General features: G+C 69.4%; 12 protein-coding genes. 2 read left to right on the forward strand and 10 right to left on the reverse strand.

Features of this window, described 5'->3' with window-relative positions:
- Nucleotides 1-64: 64 nt before the first annotated feature.
- Together K7G19_RS09610 and K7G19_RS09615 are read left to right on the forward strand one after the other, a co-directional pair.
- A complete protein-coding gene (locus K7G19_RS09610) occupies nucleotides 65-730 on the forward strand; it encodes a glutathione S-transferase family protein (protein WP_226107010.1) in 666 nt (221 codons plus the stop codon).
- 27 nt (nucleotides 731-757) lie between these two features.
- Nucleotides 758-1819 carry a pyridoxamine 5'-phosphate oxidase family protein gene (locus K7G19_RS09615; RefSeq protein WP_226107011.1) on the forward strand — a complete coding sequence of 354 codons (1062 nt, stop codon included), beginning with the start codon at nucleotides 758-760 and terminating at the stop codon, nucleotides 1817-1819.
- On the opposite strand, the gene K7G19_RS09620 is transcribed toward K7G19_RS09615, so the two are convergent.
- The 10 genes from K7G19_RS09620 to K7G19_RS09665 all read right to left on the reverse strand — a co-directional run bounded on the left by K7G19_RS09620 (nucleotide 1810) and on the right by K7G19_RS09665 (nucleotide 14399).
- Nucleotides 1810-4308, reverse strand: coding sequence for a TonB-dependent siderophore receptor (locus K7G19_RS09620; protein WP_226107012.1), 2499 nt, complete (start codon nucleotides 4306-4308; stop codon nucleotides 1810-1812). The two genes, K7G19_RS09615 and K7G19_RS09620, sit on opposite strands and share 10 nt — an antisense overlap.
- Nucleotides 4309-4451: 143 nt before the next feature.
- Complete coding sequence (locus tag K7G19_RS09625; protein WP_150082343.1) at nucleotides 4452-5582, reverse strand: FecR domain-containing protein; 1131 nt, start codon at nucleotides 5580-5582, stop codon at nucleotides 4452-4454.
- On the reverse strand, nucleotides 5579-6151 hold the full coding sequence (locus K7G19_RS09630; RefSeq protein WP_226107014.1) for a sigma-70 family RNA polymerase sigma factor: 573 nt from the start codon (nucleotides 6149-6151) through the stop codon (nucleotides 5579-5581). Before K7G19_RS09630 ends, K7G19_RS09625 begins: the two co-directional genes overlap by 4 nt.
- A gap of 265 nt (nucleotides 6152-6416) precedes the next feature.
- Entirely contained in the window at nucleotides 6417-7901 is a 1485-nt protein-coding gene (locus K7G19_RS09635; RefSeq protein ID WP_226107015.1) for an amidohydrolase family protein, read from the reverse strand.
- The gene (locus tag K7G19_RS09640) at nucleotides 7898-8692 is read right to left on the reverse strand and encodes an ABC transporter permease (RefSeq protein WP_149318667.1); all 795 of its coding nucleotides are present in this window, start codon (nucleotides 8690-8692) and stop codon (nucleotides 7898-7900) included. The genes K7G19_RS09635 and K7G19_RS09640 overlap by 4 nt, the downstream gene beginning before the upstream one ends.
- A gap of 31 nt (nucleotides 8693-8723) precedes the next feature.
- Complete coding sequence (locus tag K7G19_RS09645; RefSeq protein WP_226107016.1) at nucleotides 8724-9563, reverse strand: ABC transporter ATP-binding protein; 840 nt, start codon at nucleotides 9561-9563, stop codon at nucleotides 8724-8726.
- Between the two features lie 3 nt (nucleotides 9564-9566).
- Nucleotides 9567-10604 (reverse strand): aromatic ring-hydroxylating dioxygenase subunit alpha, encoded by a 1038-nt coding sequence (locus K7G19_RS09650; RefSeq protein ID WP_226107017.1) that lies wholly within the window; start codon nucleotides 10602-10604, stop codon nucleotides 9567-9569.
- Between the two features lie 79 nt (nucleotides 10605-10683).
- Nucleotides 10684-11730, reverse strand: coding sequence for an ABC transporter substrate-binding protein (locus tag K7G19_RS09655; RefSeq protein WP_226107018.1), 1047 nt, complete (start codon nucleotides 11728-11730; stop codon nucleotides 10684-10686).
- Nucleotides 11731-12161: 431 nt separating this feature from the next.
- Nucleotides 12162-12653, reverse strand: coding sequence for a hypothetical protein (locus K7G19_RS09660; protein ID WP_226107019.1), 492 nt, complete (start codon nucleotides 12651-12653; stop codon nucleotides 12162-12164).
- A gap of 141 nt (nucleotides 12654-12794) precedes the next feature.
- Nucleotides 12795-14399: a 3'-5' exonuclease family protein gene (locus tag K7G19_RS09665; RefSeq protein WP_226107020.1), complete on the reverse strand. Its 1605-nt coding sequence runs from the start codon at nucleotides 14397-14399 to the stop codon at nucleotides 12795-12797.
- Nucleotides 14400-14912: the final 513 nt, after the last annotated feature.

Consider the following 14912-nt stretch of genomic DNA (forward strand, 5'->3'; position numbering starts at 1 on the left):
AAGGTCTTCAACCTCTCCAACGTCTTCAACCTCTTCCAGACGCTTGCCGTCAATGGAGCCGACCATGTCCGCTGTCCTGAACTCCCTCTCATCCCCGGTCTCCCCCTCGCATCCCGCCGCCCCGCTGGTCCTGTATCACGTGCCGCTGTCAGGCCATTGCCATCGCGTCCAGCTGCTGCTGTCGCTGCTCGACCTGCCCTACCGCTGCGAGCTGGTCGATGTCCGCGGCGGCGCGAACAAGGCCGAGCCCTTCCTGCGGCTCAATCCGTTCGGCCAGATTCCGGTGCTGGACGACAACGGCACCGTGATCGCCGACTCCAACGCGATCCTGGTCTATCTGGCGCTGCGCTACGACCACGAGGGCCGCTGGCTGCCGCGCGATCCGGTCAAGGCGGCGGCCGTGCAGCGCTGGCTGTCGGTGGCCGCGGGCGAGATCGCCTATGGGCCGGCGCGCGCCCGCATCGCCAAGCTGTTCGGCCGTGACTTGCCGGTGGACGACGCGCGGCAGCAGGCCGCACGCCTGTTCGAGGTGATGGAGCCGCTGCTGGCGGCCGCGCCGTATCTCGCGGCCGACCATGCGACGCTGGCCGACATCGCCGCCTACGCCTATATCGCTCGCGCCGAGGAAGGCGGCGTCAGCCTGGCGCCGTATCCCGCGATCCGCGCGTGGCTGGCGCGCGTCGAGGCGTTGCCGCGCTTCGTGCCGATGCCTGTTGCGCAAGCGGCCTGAACCAACCTGTCATTGCGGAGCGCGATCATGGAACTGCCGACCTGGCCCTACGAGGGCTCTCCCTTCCACAGCGGCGAGCGCCTGGCGCAGCAGCGCGCCGGCAAGCGCGAGCAGATGGAAGGGGTAGGGCGCCGCGTGGTGCGCGGCGAAATGCTGGAACAGCACCGGCTGTTCTACGCGCAGCTGCCGTTCATGCTGGCCGGCGCGCGCACCGACGATGGCGGCGTCTGGGCCACCATGCTGGCCGGGACGCCGGGATTTGCGCACGCGCTGGATCCGCTGCAGCTGCGCATCGATGCGCCGCCGCTGCCCGGCGATCCGCTCGATGGCGCGCTGCGCGATGGCGCCGAGCTTGGCCTGCTCGGCATCGAACTGCCGACCCGCCGGCGCAATCGCCTCAATGGCGTAATCGCCCGGCGCGACGCAGCCGGCTTTACGGTGCAGGTGCGGCAGAGCTTCGGCAACTGCCCCCGCTATATCCAGCAGCGGGAGCTGTTGCCGGTGCACGTGCCGTCAGAGGATGCGGGCGTCGCCCAGCCGCAGGTACTGGACCGGCTCGACCACGAGGCGATCGCGCTGGTGCGGCGCGCCGACACGCTGTTCATCGCCTCGCATCACAGCGATCCGGAGGCACCGCACAGCGGCGGCGCCGATGTCTCGCATCGCGGCGGCAAGCCGGGCTTCGTGCGCGTGGATGGCGACGACACGCTGGTGATGCCCGACTTCAACGGCAATGCCTACTTCAACACGATCGGCAATCTGGTCGCGAGCCCGCGCGCCGGCCTGCTGTTCGTCGATTGGGAGACCGGCACGCTGCTGCATGTGGCGGTCCGCGCCGAGATCGTCTGGGAAGGGCCGGAGGTGCAGGCCTACGCGGGCGCCGAGCGGCTGGTGCGGATGCGGGTCGAGCAGGTGATCCGGCGCCCGGGCGTGCTGCCGCTGCGCGGCCGGTTCGTCAGCATGTCGCCAGTGCTGGCGCAGACCGGCGAATGGCCGGGGAATGGATCCGCGAACCGGGCCGCGAACCGGGCCGCGAACGGGTCCGCGCCAGCGGCCGATCACCACCGATCACCCGCTGATCACCACTGATAGGTGAGCGTCGCCATCACGTTGCGCGCTTCGCCGTAGTAGCAGTTCAGCAGCCCGGCGCACGAGGACACGTAGGTCTTGTCGAACAGATTGGTGGCGGCGACACGCAGTCCAGCGCCCTTCAGCGACGGGCTGATGCGGCTCAGGTCCAGGCGCATCATCAGGTCGACCAGCGTGTACGACGGCACCTTCAGCGAGTTCTCGTTGTCGGCCCAGCTGGTGCCGACATAGCGCACGCCGGCGCCGACCGTGAAGCCGGGGAACACCAGATAGTCGGCCCATACCGAGGCCATGTGCTGCGGCGCCTGGTACGGCGTGTTGCCGACCACGCCCTCGGGCGACTCGACGTAGCGCATATGCGTGTAGGTGTAGCTGGCCAGCAGCGACAGCTTGTCGGTCACGCGCGAGCGCGCCTCCAGTTCGAGCCCGCGCGAGCGGACCTTGCCGGCCGGCTGGTAGTACGGGGTCGACAGCACGCGCGCCGCGACCTTGTCCTGCGTCAGGTCGTACAGCGAGGCCGACAGCAGCGTGCTGCTGCGCGGCGGCTGGTAGCGGACGCCGATCTCGACCTGCCGGCTCTCGGTCGGCGGCAACAGGCTGCCGTCGCGGGCGGTGCTGCCGCTCGGGTTGAAGCCCTCGCTATAGCTGGCATAGGGCGCGATGCCGTTGTCGAACAGATAGACCAGGCCCGCGCGCCTGGTGAACTTCGAACCGTCCCATTCCGAGCGCGAGGCGGCGCCGAAACCGAGGTTCGAGACCTTGGCCATGTCGTGGCGGCCGCCGAGCACCAGGCGCCAGCGATCCCACGCGATCTGGTCCTGCAGATAGAGGCCGGTCTGCTCGAGCTTGCGGTCGATATTGGCGCGGAACAGGCCGGACAGGCCCGCGTTGCCGTAGACGGGATCGAACGCGTCGATCGGCGCGGCGCTGCCCGATTCCCACCAGCCGTCGACATGGCGGTGCTGGTAGTCCACGCCGAACAGCAGCGTGTGCTTGAGCGGACCGGTATCGAACTGCCCCTGCAGCTGGTTGTCGACGATGAAGGCGTCCAGGCTCTCGTTGGCGCCCGAGTAGTAGCGGGTCAGCGTGTTGGGGCCGGCCCAGCCATAGCCGTAGACCTGCTGCAGCGTGACATCCGACGACAGATAGCGGAAGTTCTGCCGGAACTGCCAGCGGTCGTTGAATGCATGCTCGAACTGGTAGCCGACCATGCGTTGCGTGCGCGTGAATTCGTTGTGGCCGGGCTCGCCGTCGAAGAAGCTGCGCAGGATGCGGCGGCCGTTGTGCGCGGCGGTGATGGTGGCATCCGACGGAATCGCGCCGTGATAGCCGCCATGCGGGTCGCGCTGCAGATAGGCCTGCAGCAGCAGGCGCGTGTCCGGGCTGATGTTCAGCAGCAGCGACGGCGCGATGGCGAAGCGTTCTTCCTCGACATGACGGTACTGCGTGTCCATCGAGCGGCCGATCGCGGTGATCCGGTAGGCGGCGACGCCGTTGTCGTCGATCGGGCCGGTCACGTCGAAGCCGGCCTCGTAGCGGTTGCGATTGCCTACCGTGACCTGGGCCTCGCCGGCGCGCTCGAACTGCGGCCGCTTGCTGGTCAGCGCGACCACGCCGCCGGGCGAGGCGCGTCCGTACAGCACCGAGGCGGGACCGCGAATCACGTCGATCCGCTCGAGGAAATACGGATCGACCTGCATCGAGCTGTAGCTGCCGGGATCGCCCAGCACCTTCAGGCCGTCGAGCAGCGAGTTGTCGACGCTGCTGTCGATGAAGCCCCGCAGCGCGACGTAGTCGTAGCGGTTGGTCGCGCCGACCAGCGCGGTGAAGGCGCCGGGCGTGTAGTTCAGCGCCTCGGACACGCTGCGCGGCTTTTGGTCGTCCAGCTGCTGGCGCGTGACCACCGAAATCGACTGCGGCGTTTCGGCGAGCGGCGTGTCGGTCTTGGTGCCGGCGGCGCTGCGCTTGGCGACGAAGCCGACGCCGGGGCTCAGCGCGGTTTCCTGGCTGCCGGTGACGGTCACCGCCGGCAGCATCGCGGCATCGGCCGGCGCGGCGCTGGCCTGCGGCGCCGGCGTGGCGGCCGGCACGAGCAGATAGCCGGCCGGCGTCCTGCCGATCGCGTAGCCGCTGCCGCGCAGCAGTATCCCGAAGCCCTCGTCGACGCCATAGCGGCCGCGCAGGCCCTGCGTGCGCAAGCCGCGCAGCTTGTCGGCGTCGACCGTGATGGCGACGCCGGCCTGCTGGGCATAGCGTGTCAGCGCCTCGGCCAGCGGGCCGGCGGGGATGTCGTACTGGGCCTGCGCTGGTGTTGGTGTTGGCGTCGGTGTTGGCGTCTGCCGCGGCGTCTGCGTTTGCGTCTGCGCGTGGCCCCGCGCGGGCAGCGCCATGGCGCTCGCCAGCGCGGCGCCGACGGCAAGGCGGACCGTCAGCTGGACGGCGAGGGCGCGCGGGCGAGGCCGCGCGGGCTCGGAATGGATGTGGCTCATGATGTCGCGGTTTCCGTGCTTTTGTTGTTCTTGTGCTTGACGGATGAGGGACAGCGACCGGAACCGGAAGGGCGGGATGGCGGTGTTTTCTCCCGTCCCCGCTTGCAAGGGGGCGAGGGAGAACACGATCGCGGCGCGTCGACTTACTGCGCCGCCGGCGCGTCCACCCACACCAGATATGGCGTCAACTGCCGCACCCGCACCGCGGGCAGCGCATTGGCCAGCAATTGCAGCGCCTGCTCGGTGTCGTCCAGCGGCAGTACCGCGAAGACGCGTATGTCGGCGATCTGCTTGCGGTCGTAGCCGATCCAGCCCGGGCGATGCCGATTCAGCGCGTCCAGCAGCTCGGGCAGCGGCTGGCCGCGGGCGATCAGCTGGTGGCGTTGCCAGGCCTGCTCGATGCTGCTCGCATCGACCCGTTCGATCGGCCCGAGGCCGGCCGCCGTCACCGCGACGCGTTCGCCGGCCGACACCACCGCCTGGCGCGGCTCGCTGTGCGCGCCGGTGGCGCGGGCCCGGACCTTCGACTCCAGCATCGTCAGCACGGTCCGGCCATCGTCGCGGTCGACGCTGAAGCGCGTGCCGAGCGCCTCGATATCGGCCTGCGCGGTGCGGACCACGAAGGGCCGTGCCGGATCGCGCGCGACGTCGATCAGCACCTCGCCGCGGATCAGCTCGATCAGGCGGCGCCCCTCGTCGTAGCGCAGGTCCACCGCGCTGCCGCTGTTGAGCGTCAGGCGGCTGCCGTCGGGCAGCGTGTGCGTTTGCCATTGTCCGGTGCCGGTACGCAGATCGGCCAGCAGATAGGCCGGCGGCCACGCATGCAGCGACAGCGCGAGGACGGCGGTTGTCACCAGCGCGGCGGCCAGGGCGCCGAGATGACGTGGCGTGCGGCGGCGGCGCGACGGTTTGCCGTCCCGCATGCCGTCGCGCACGCCGTCATGCGGCCCGTCATGCAGTCCATCATGCGGTCCGTCATGTCGTCGGTCATCTCGTCCGGCACGCCGCCCTTCATGCCGCCCGTCGTCGAAGGCGGCGCGCAACGCGGCGCGGGCGGGGCGGGCGTCGCCGCCGGCGTGCTCGCGCAGGCCTTGCAGGCGCTCGAGCAGCGATTCCACGCGAGCGGCGGCGCGTGCGTGCCGCGGGTCGGCGGCCTTCCAGCGTGCGAACTCGATCTGGGCGGTGGCGCGCTCCTGGGGATCGTCGGCGGTCAGCCGGGCGACCCAGTCGGCGGCCTGCGCGACCGGGTCGTCGTCCTCAAGACGCGCGCTCATCGCGCGCGCGACGCTGCAGCGGTGACGCCGTGTTGGGTCTCCACCGCGCCCGCGTCGTCATCCGCCAGCGCGCAATGCGCCAGCGCCTGCACCAGGTATTTATGGATCATCCGTGTCGACACGCCCAGATGCGCGGCGATGCTGGCATGCGTCAGCCCGTCGAGGTAGTGCATCAGGAAGGCCTCGCGCGGCTTCGGCGGCAGGCCGTCGAGCGCCGCGCTGATCTGCGCCAGCGCCTGCAGCGCGGCCACGGTCTGCTCCGGCGACGGAAAGCCCTCCAGCGAGGCCGCGGCCTGTTCCAGTTCGGCCAGATAGGCCTGCTCGAGCTTGTGCCGCCGCGCGCGATCGATGATCAGCCGCTTCGCGGTGGTGGTCAGATACGCGCGCGGCTCGCGCACGCCGGCCAGCGCATCGCGCGAGGCCAGGATCCGCACGAAGGTGTCGTGCGCCACGTCGGCCGCGTCGTGCGGGCACGACAGCTTCTTGCGCAACCAGCCGAACAGCCACGAATGATGGTCGCTGTACAGGGCATCGATCGGCGGCGACGGCAGGGACTCGACGGCGGACATGGGGGGCTCCGGCCATGGCGCGGGTCCAGGTCCGGTGAATGCTGGGAAATGAGAACGATTCGCATTTTATGAATGTGGGTCGGGTTTGGCAACGGTTATCGGCGGGTGATGGGCGGGTGATCGGCGGAAGGCCGTCCGTCCTCTCCATCGCGCGCTGGCTGCGGCCTGGCGGGGCGAAGATCCTCTGCGCACCGGGCAGACCATCGCGTCCGACAGCAAGCCCCTCGGTTTTCTCTTGTCTCTACCCGCGCCCTTAACGGTGCCCTCATGTCGCGGGGGCCTCGCACGCGTGTTCTTTCAGCCGACGCACCGCCTCGCGCGCCTGCGCGCCCAGCTCCGCGAGATCCACGCCCGGAATCGCATCGTGTTCGGCCACCACGCGGCCGGCGACGATCAGCGCGCGCAGCGCCGGGCGGCCGCCGCTGGCGACCGGCGCGATGGCCGGGTCGTGCAGGCCGAAACAGCGCGGATCGTCGAGCCGGTAGATCGCCAGATCGGCGACCATGCCCGGCCGCAGCGCGCCGACCGCGTCGAGACCGAGCACGGCGGCGCCGCCGGCCGTGCCCCAACGCACCACGTCCTCGACGCTGGCGGCATCCGCCCCGCCTTCGAAGCGCCCGCCCTCGAACACGGGCCGCGCCGCGTGGCCGCGCCGCGCCCGTTGCAGCAGCCAGGCGGCGTGGGCCTCGCTGATCATGTCGGCGGCCTCGTTCGACGCGGCGCCATCGACGCCGAGCGAGACCGGCACGCCGGCCGCCTCCAGCGCCGGCAGATCGGCGATGCCGCTGCCGAGCCGGCCATTGCTCTGCGGGCAATGCGCGATGCCGGTCCTGGTTGCACCCAGCATGCGGATTTCGTCGCGGTCCAGCTTGACCAGATGGGCGAACCAGACGTCGGGGCCGAGCCATTCGACCTCGGCGCAGAAGCCGACCGGCGTGGTGCCGTGCATCGCGCGGGCGGCGTTCTGGTACACGACGGTCTCGGACAGATGGCTGTGCAGCCGGATGCCGAGCCGCCGTGCCGTGCGGGCACAGGTCCGCAGTTCGTCGGACGACATCGAGTACAGCGGCGTGGTCGGCGCCATTACGACGCGCCGCATCGCATCGGCGGCGCTGTCGTGGTAGCGCGCGCTCAGGCGTTCGCAATCGGCGAGGAAGGCCTCCAGCGTTTCGGGGCGCAGCGCCTGGGGCAGCTCGCTTTCGAGCTGGCGCGTACGGGTCGCGCCGCCGCGGCACAGCACGAAGCGCAGGCCCAGCGCCTGCGCTTCCTCGAACAGGATGGCCGAGCCGTCGAACGGCATGCCCGGGTAGTACAGGTAGTTGTGATCGGCGACCGTGCCGCAGCCGCTGCGCAGCAGTTCGATCAGGCCGATGCGGGCCGCCAGGCGGAAGCTCGCCTCGTCGAAGGCCCCGCGAAAGCGGTACGGCGTGGCGCCGAGCCAGGGCGTCAACGTCAGGTTCAGTCCGGCCGGATCGCCCTTGAGCAGCGACTGGAACAGGTGGTGGTGCGTATTGACCCAGGCGGGATAGACCACGCAATCGGTGGCGTCGATCACGGTGTCGCCGGGGAGCGGCGGCAGCGTGCCGATCGATTCGATGCGGCCGCCGCGCAGGCGGATGTCCGGTCCGGGATGGCGCGCCGCATCGCCGGCGAGGCCGGTCAGGATCGCGGTGGCGTTGCGGATCAGCAGCGTGGGCGCGGCATTTTCCGCCATGCGGCCGGTTTCGATGCAAGGGTAGGCTTCGCTCATGCCAGCTCGCTTTCATGCCAATGGGACAGCGCCAGCCGCGACAGCACCACCATCGCGCCGAACAGCAGCACGCCAGTCACCGTGATCAGCACCAGCGCGGCAAACAGTCGCGGGATATTGAGCGCGAAGCCGGCCTGCAGGATCTGGTAGGCCAGGCCCGCCCCGGTGCCGCCGGTGCCGGCGACGAACTCGGCGACCACCGCGCCGATCAGCGCCAGGCCGCAGGAAATCCGCAAGCCGCCGAAGAAGTACGGCAGCGCGCTCGGTATCCGCAGCCGCCGCAGCGTGTCCCAGCGCGTGGCCCGGTTGATGCGGAACAGGTTCAGCAGTCCGGGATTGACGCTGCGCAGGCCCAGCACGGTGTTCGAGATGATCGGGAAGATCGCGACCATGGTGGCGCAGATGACCAGTGCCAACGTGGGCTCCTTGACCCAGATGATGATCAGCGGCGCGATGGCGACGACGGGCGTGACCTGCAGCAGGATCGCGTAGGGAAACAGGCTCGCCTCGATCAGCCGGCTCTGCACGAACACGAAGGCAGCCGCGGTGCCCAGCACGACGGCCAGCGCGAACGCCAGCATCGTGATGCGCAGGGTCACCCAGAGCGAGCCGGACAGCAGCGCCCAGTCCTGGACCAGCGTGCGGGCGATCGCCGAGGGCGTGGGGACCAGATAGGGCGGCACGTCGAGCCAGATGCAGACGGCCTGCCAGGCCAGCAGCATCAGCGCGCCGACGGCCAGCGGCGCGGCGATGCGCTGCACGGCGGGACGGGACAGCAGGGGGGATGCCATGATCGGACTCCTTCGAGGCGCGTTGGCGCGGCTATGCAGGATCGGCCGGCGCGACGCCGGTATTGGCCTGCGCCAGCAGCGCCGACAGCCGCGCGCAGTGCTGCATGAACTCGGGCGAGACGCGGTAGGCCTCGTCGCGTACCGCGGGACCGTCGATCGCCACGTCGGCGATCACGCGGCCCGGCCGTGCCGCCATCACCACGACGCGGCTCGACAGATAGACCGCCTCGTAGATGCTGTGCGTGACGAACACCACGGTCAGGCCGCGCTCGGCCCACAGCGCCCGCAGATCGGCGTCGAGCCGGTTGCGCGTGAATTCGTCGAGCGCGCCGAAGGGCTCGTCCATCAGCAGCAGGTCCGGCTCCGTCGCCAGCGCCCGCGCGATCGACACGCGCATCTGCATGCCGCCGGACAGCTCGCGCGGATAGACCTGGCCGAACTGCGCCAGGCCAACCAGTGCCAGCGCCCGCCGCATCCGTTCGTTGGCCTGCTCGCGCGGCATGCGGGCAAGATCGAGCGGCAGCCGTACGTTGTCGGCGACGTTCGCCCAAGGCATCAGCGTGGCCTCCTGGAACACCATCGCCAGCGTGCGGCGCGCGCCGTCGGCGGCAGCGGGCCAGGCGCCGGGCAACGTGCCTTCGCCCCACCAGCGCAGGTGGCCGGCCGAGGGCGCCTCCAGCCCGGCAAACAGCTTCAGCAGCGTGCTCTTGCCGCAGCCGGACGGGCCCAGCAGCGAGACGAATTCGCCGGGCCGGATCGACAGCTTGACGCGCTCGAGCGCCACGGTGCCGTTGGGGTAGGTCTTCTCGACCTGGTTGGCGAACAGGATCGGCGCCTCGAAGGCGCGGGTATCGCGCGGGTCCGCGAACATGGCTCAGCCGCCGACCACGGGCACGCGGAACACTTCCTTCTCCCCGTGCTTCTCCAGCAGATCCAGCAGCATCCTGCGCATCAGCAGGCCGGGCTTGTCCGACTCCATATGGAACTCGACGCGGCGGCGCGTATCGATGCAGGCGTCGTAGTCCGTGGCTTCGAGGATTTCGCGGTCTTCGGCGACGATCGGCGCGTCCCAGGCGATCAGCTCCTCGGTCGAGCAGTCTTCCTCGCGATCGTTGCGGTACAGCCATTGCGACAGCATCACCGTGCCGTCGTCGATCGGCGTCGCGCAGTTGTAGATGATGTGATGGCGTCCGCTCGCCGGATAGATGCAGCCGAAGCGGCGCGTGAAGGGCATGTCCCAGCGGTTGAACATATGCCGGTACGTGATCGGCTCGGTGGTGCCCGTCACGCGATGGCCCGCTTCGATATTGCGGATCGGCACCAGCGTCTCCGCCTCGAAACCCCAATCGCGCTGCGTCAGCTCGTATTTCTCGGGCCTGGGCTGGTCGGCGATGCCGAAGTTGGCGCGATGGACGAAGCTGAAGTGCGAGTTGTCGAAGGCGTTCTCCATCACGCGCAGCGGACTGGTGTTCCATCTCTCGTAGTACTGCAGGATGCGGCGATAGGCGGGGTCGCCTTCTTCGGGGAAGTCGGGAATCGGCTGCAGCGGATCGTCCAGCGCGACCCACACGTAGCCGTACTTCTCCTGCGCGCGATAGGCCGGCACGCGGGCGCCCGCGGGGACCCGGTTGTCGGGCGCCTGCGGAATCCGCACGCAGGCGCCGGAGCAGTCGTACTCCCAGCCGTGATAGCCGCAGACGATGTCGCCGCGTTCGTTGACCCAGCCCTTGGACAGCCTCGCGGTGCGGTGGCAGCAGCGGTCGCGCAGCGCGGCCAGCGTACCGTCTGGGCGTTTCCACAGCACCAGGTTTTCGCCGAGCAGCGTGAAGGGCTTGGGGCCGTCGTCGAGCATCGAGACCGGCATCAGCGCGTACCAGAAGCGGCGCAGCACGGGTTGTCGGGTGACCAGCATGATGAATCCTCGGAATGCGAAGGGAAGACGCGCGATGGCGCCGGGTTTGAATGTGCGATGGTCAGTGCGGGCGCGCCGCTCAGGGCATGACCTTCAGGTCCCTGACGAACTGCGTGGTGTAGGCCTGCTTCCAGTCGGTCTCGGCCTTCAGCAGCCCCGCGCCGACCATGAAGTCGCGCGTCTTCTGCCAGCGCGCGTCCGTCATCACGCCGATGCCCTGGCGCGCCGCGTCGCCGCCGTCCACCAGCCGGAATTCCTTGAGCTTGGCCAGGCCCCAGGCAAGTTGGTCGTCCTTCATGTTGGGGTTGTCCCGCTTGATCAGCGCGTTGGCCGCGGCGGGATTGGCGAGATAACTTTTCCAGCCTTCCATCGAAGCGCGCACGAAGCGTGCGACCAGATCGGGCTTGTCCTTGACCGTCTTCTGCATCGTCACGATGGTGGTGCCGTAGGGCGGATAGCCATCGTTGGCGAACAGGAAGAAGCGCGTCTTGACGCCGGCCTTTTCCGCGGCGAACACCTCCGACGACGCGTACGCCTGCTGCGCGGTGTTGCGGTCGGCGAAGAAGGGCTGCAGGTTGAACGTGTAGACGCGCGATTGGGCCTCGTCGAGCTGGTATTTGGCCTTCAGCCATGGCCACCAGGTGGTGCGGCCCGAGGTGGAGACCAGCACCGTGCGGGTCTTCAGATCGGCAAGGCCATTGACGTCGTCGTGCGTCATCATCCCTTGCAGATCGCTCTGGAACGAGGCGCCGACCGTGGTCACCGGCACGCCCTGCTCGATGCTCTTGAGCACCTGCAGGTCGTAGCCCATCAGGAAGTCCGCCTGACCGCTGGTCAGGATCTGCATGCCGTTGACCTGCGGCCCGCCCATGCGGATGGTCACGTCGAGGCCGTGCTTCTTGTAGATGCCCTCGGCCACGGCCTGGTAGAAGCCGCCGTGCTCGGCCTGCGCATACCAGGAGGTCAGGAAGGTGACCTTGTCGACGGCGAAGGCCGTCAGCGGTGCGATGGTCAATGCGGCCGCGGCTGCGAATGCGCCGGCAAGCAGGCGCCTGCGCGGGCGGTGCGGGACGATGGGCGATGCGGTCTCTGCCGCGAAGGAGGGAGCGAGGTGCGACGTGTTCATGGGGTCTGTGGGGTCGTGTCGTCGTCGAAGGGAAGAGGCGAAGCGCGGCCGTGCCGGCGCTTACGGCGGCCGCGGTACGGCGAGGCGATGGGACGGGAAGGAATGGCAGGGACGGGACATTGTGTGCGCTCTCTCTCGTTCGCGGCCGGGGCGGCCGGGTTCAACACGCGGCGCGCGCATGGCGCTGCCGGTGACGACCGGTGGTCGTGAGAGCAATGTCCCGCGCCGGGGCATCGGCCTGCGATGGCGATGCGTCGGCGCTAACCGCTTCTACTCGAACGGGAATATCGCAAGAGGCATGCCACGCGGCATCGGCGCGCGCGGTGGCATCGACGCGGCCCGATGCGCCAACTGTGGGCGCCGGGGTTGGGATCGCATCGCGGCTTTGGTGCGGCGTGATGCGATCCGGTGCGGCTCAACTCCGGTGCGGCTCAACCCTTGGGCTTGCGATTGAGCAGCGCGGCGCAGCGGCCGAAGGCGGTGGTCAGGCAGCAGGTGTCGCCGCTCCAGTCGCCGCCCTGGACGATGCCATCGGCGCCGGCCATCAACCGGCGCTGGCAGCGGCCCACCGTGGCGGGCGCCGGGTCGGTCGGCGCACGCGCTTCGCGCGGACCGCTGCCGGGCGCCTGCGCGCGCGGGAATTCGTCGACCCAGACGTAGGCGTTGCCATTGGCGAGGGGCTGCACGGAGGCCGGCGGGCCCCATTGGGTACTGGCCTGGTCGATCGGGGTCCCGCGCCACGAGTCGACGATCGACTGCATCGCGCCGGTCTGCGGGCTGACGCAGCCGAACAGCGACGCCGCGGCAAGGGCGGTGGCCGCTGCTGTGGCTGTCGCTTTCGCTCTCCCTTTCGCTTTCGCAAGGCGCTCGCGCCAGCGCGAGGCCGGTGTGTGGGCCGGGGATGAAGCGCGAATCGAAGGCATGGCGGCTCCCGCTGCGGCTGTTCCGTTACGAGGCAGGCTATGCGACCTGGCGCGCATTGCCAAGGCGGCAATGTGCGGCGGCGTACAGACGATCGACTCCTTGACTATCTCGGCCGGCGCGCGTCGATGGCTGGTGGTTGCTCAGAACTCGAACAGCGGCAGCGGCGTCTGCGCGGCGGGTATGCGCCTGGGCCGTGCCGGTCCGGCCGCGCTGTCTCGTCGCGCGGCGACGATCGGCTCGCAGGGGCGCAGCTCGAAGGTCGACGGACGAGGCAGCACGATGGCCTCCGCAAGCAGCCGCCCGCGGTGCGGCGCCAGGATCTGATAGCTGTCCAGGTCGAAGCGGGCCGGCTCGGCCAGCAGCGTCTGCGCATCGTCCATCGAGGCCACCGAACCGAGATAGCACCAGTTATCGATGACATGCCATTGGGCGCGCGCGTGGTCCTGCTCGCGCCAGGCAATCGGGCCGGCGAAGGGCCACGGCGCGACCGCCAGCGGGCGCAGCGCGTCGGCCAGGCGCTCCCGATGGGCGCGCAGCGGCTCCGCGCCGACGCAGGCGCCGGCGCATCGATGGAGCTGGCGCGCGAAACACGGCGTCCCGATCCGAGCCTGCGGTTCCAGCGTCAGCGTGGCCTGGCAGAGGCCGTGCTGTTCGGCCAGTTCGCGCAGCCGGGCATACGCGCCGGCGCGGCTGGCGCTGACGCCGAACAGGCCGCGATGCCGGCTGAAATCGGTATCGCGGTCCGAACGCAGGCGCGGCGCCATCAGGCCGTCCGGCAGTTCCCACGCGAACAGCGGCCCCTTGCGCCGCAACAGCGTGTTGTGCACCGGCTCCAGCTGCTTGACCAGCAGCGCTTCCTGCAGCAGCGCGCCGATCTCCCCGCCGGTCTCGCGCCATTCGACGCGCCGCACCGCGCGCGACAGCCGCAGGTCCTTGCCGTAGCGATAGTCGCCCGAGAAATGCGCGCCGATCCGCTGGCGCAGGTTGACGCTCTTGCCGACGTAGAGCGGCGCGTCGTTGTCGCCGTGGAACAGATAGACGCCGGGCGCCTGCGGGACGTCGTCGAGCGCGGTCTCTTCCAGGCCCGCCGGCAGGCTGGCGCGCTTGACCAGCGAGGCGATCGCCGATTCGACCAGCTCGACTGAATAGAGTCCGTGCACCTGTTGCGAGAACTGCCACAACAGCTCGGCGTCGGCGAGCGCGCGGTGCCGGCCTTTCGGCTGCAGGCCGAAGCGTGCGATCAGCGCGTCCAGCCCGTGGCGCTCCACCGAGGGAAACAGCGCGCGCGACAGCCGGACGGTACAGAGCACGTCCGCGCGGAACGTAATGCCGGCGCGGGTGAACGATTGCTTCAGAAAGCCATAGTCGAAGCGGGCATTGTGGGCGACGAACAGCTTGCCCTGCAGCCGCTCGGCCAGGCTCTCGGCCAATGACTCGAAGGTCGGTTGGCCGCGCACCATCTCTTCGGTGATGCCGGTCATGCGCTGGATGAAGGGCGGGATCGCGCAGCCGGGGTCCAGCAGCGTGTCCCATTCGGTCACGCCGTCCGGGCCGACCTCGACCACGCCGATCTCGGTAATGCGGTCGCGCTGCGCGTCCGTGCCGGTCGTTTCCAGATCGACGAAGACGATCGGCCGGGCCAGGGCGGTCGCCAGGGTGACGGCGTCGAGCTGGCGCGGCGCATCCGCGGGCAGGCGTTCCGCTAGATAAGTAGGCTGGTCGTGGTGGCTGGGCGGGTTCGGCATCCAGCGATTCTAAGCGCCGCGACCGCGTTGGGGCCTGATTGATCGATCGGCGGGGCCGGATTGATTCCATCGCTGGCGCTTGACTGATCCCATCCCTGGCACCCCATCGATTCGAGGAGTGATCGATGCGACTTGTGAAGCGGCATCGCGGGGTCCCGAAAAAAGCGCTTGCAATGGCTGTCACGCTCCCTTAATATTCGCCCCCTCGCAGCCGAACGGCGGCGGGGTTGGCGGGGAAGGCGAAGGTGCTGCGGTGCTGGAGCCGCAGCAAAAAAGTGCTGACAACCTGTTGACGAGAAGCGAAATGTTTTGCATAATCTCGTTTCTCTGCTGCTGACAACGCAGCGACGCGAACGGCAAAGCCGGCGCGTGAGCTCTTTAACAAACGAACAACCGATAAGTGTGGGCGCTCGATGGCGGCAGTCACAGTCGATTCTTCGGGATCGGCGACAGCTCAAAAGTTATCAAGTGCTCGCACAGCAAAACGTGGCTTCATCGGCGTCAAGACGATGG

Source organism: Cupriavidus sp. DB3, from assembly GCF_020418465.1.
Classification (GTDB): Bacteria; Pseudomonadota; Gammaproteobacteria; order Burkholderiales; family Burkholderiaceae; genus Cupriavidus; species Cupriavidus cauae.

What these genes read in the sequence shown, in the direction of transcription:
- K7G19_RS09650 (WP_226107017.1), bottom strand. Translation starts at nt 10,604, where the DNA reads ATGCTGGTCACCCGACAACCCGTGCTGCGCCGCTTCTGGTACGCGCTG.
- K7G19_RS09640 (WP_149318667.1), bottom strand. Translation starts at nt 8,692, where the DNA reads ATGGCATCCCCCCTGCTGTCCCGTCCCGCCGTGCAGCGCATCGCCGCG.
- K7G19_RS09660 (WP_226107019.1), bottom strand. Translation starts at nt 12,653, where the DNA reads ATGCCTTCGATTCGCGCTTCATCCCCGGCCCACACACCGGCCTCGCGC.
- K7G19_RS09610 (WP_226107010.1), top strand. Translation starts at nt 65, where the DNA reads ATGTCCGCTGTCCTGAACTCCCTCTCATCCCCGGTCTCCCCCTCGCAT.
- K7G19_RS09655 (WP_226107018.1), bottom strand. Translation starts at nt 11,730, where the DNA reads ATGAACACGTCGCACCTCGCTCCCTCCTTCGCGGCAGAGACCGCATCG.
- K7G19_RS09620 (WP_226107012.1), bottom strand. Translation starts at nt 4,308, where the DNA reads ATGAGCCACATCCATTCCGAGCCCGCGCGGCCTCGCCCGCGCGCCCTC.
- K7G19_RS09625 (WP_150082343.1), bottom strand. Translation starts at nt 5,582, where the DNA reads ATGAGCGCGCGTCTTGAGGACGACGACCCGGTCGCGCAGGCCGCCGAC.
- K7G19_RS09615 (WP_226107011.1), top strand. Translation starts at nt 758, where the DNA reads ATGGAACTGCCGACCTGGCCCTACGAGGGCTCTCCCTTCCACAGCGGC.
- K7G19_RS09665 (WP_226107020.1), bottom strand. Translation starts at nt 14,399, where the DNA reads ATGCCGAACCCGCCCAGCCACCACGACCAGCCTACTTATCTAGCGGAA.
- K7G19_RS09645 (WP_226107016.1), bottom strand. Translation starts at nt 9,563, where the DNA reads ATGTTCGCGGACCCGCGCGATACCCGCGCCTTCGAGGCGCCGATCCTG.
- K7G19_RS09630 (WP_226107014.1), bottom strand. Translation starts at nt 6,151, where the DNA reads ATGTCCGCCGTCGAGTCCCTGCCGTCGCCGCCGATCGATGCCCTGTAC.
- K7G19_RS09635 (WP_226107015.1), bottom strand. Translation starts at nt 7,901, where the DNA reads ATGAGCGAAGCCTACCCTTGCATCGAAACCGGCCGCATGGCGGAAAAT.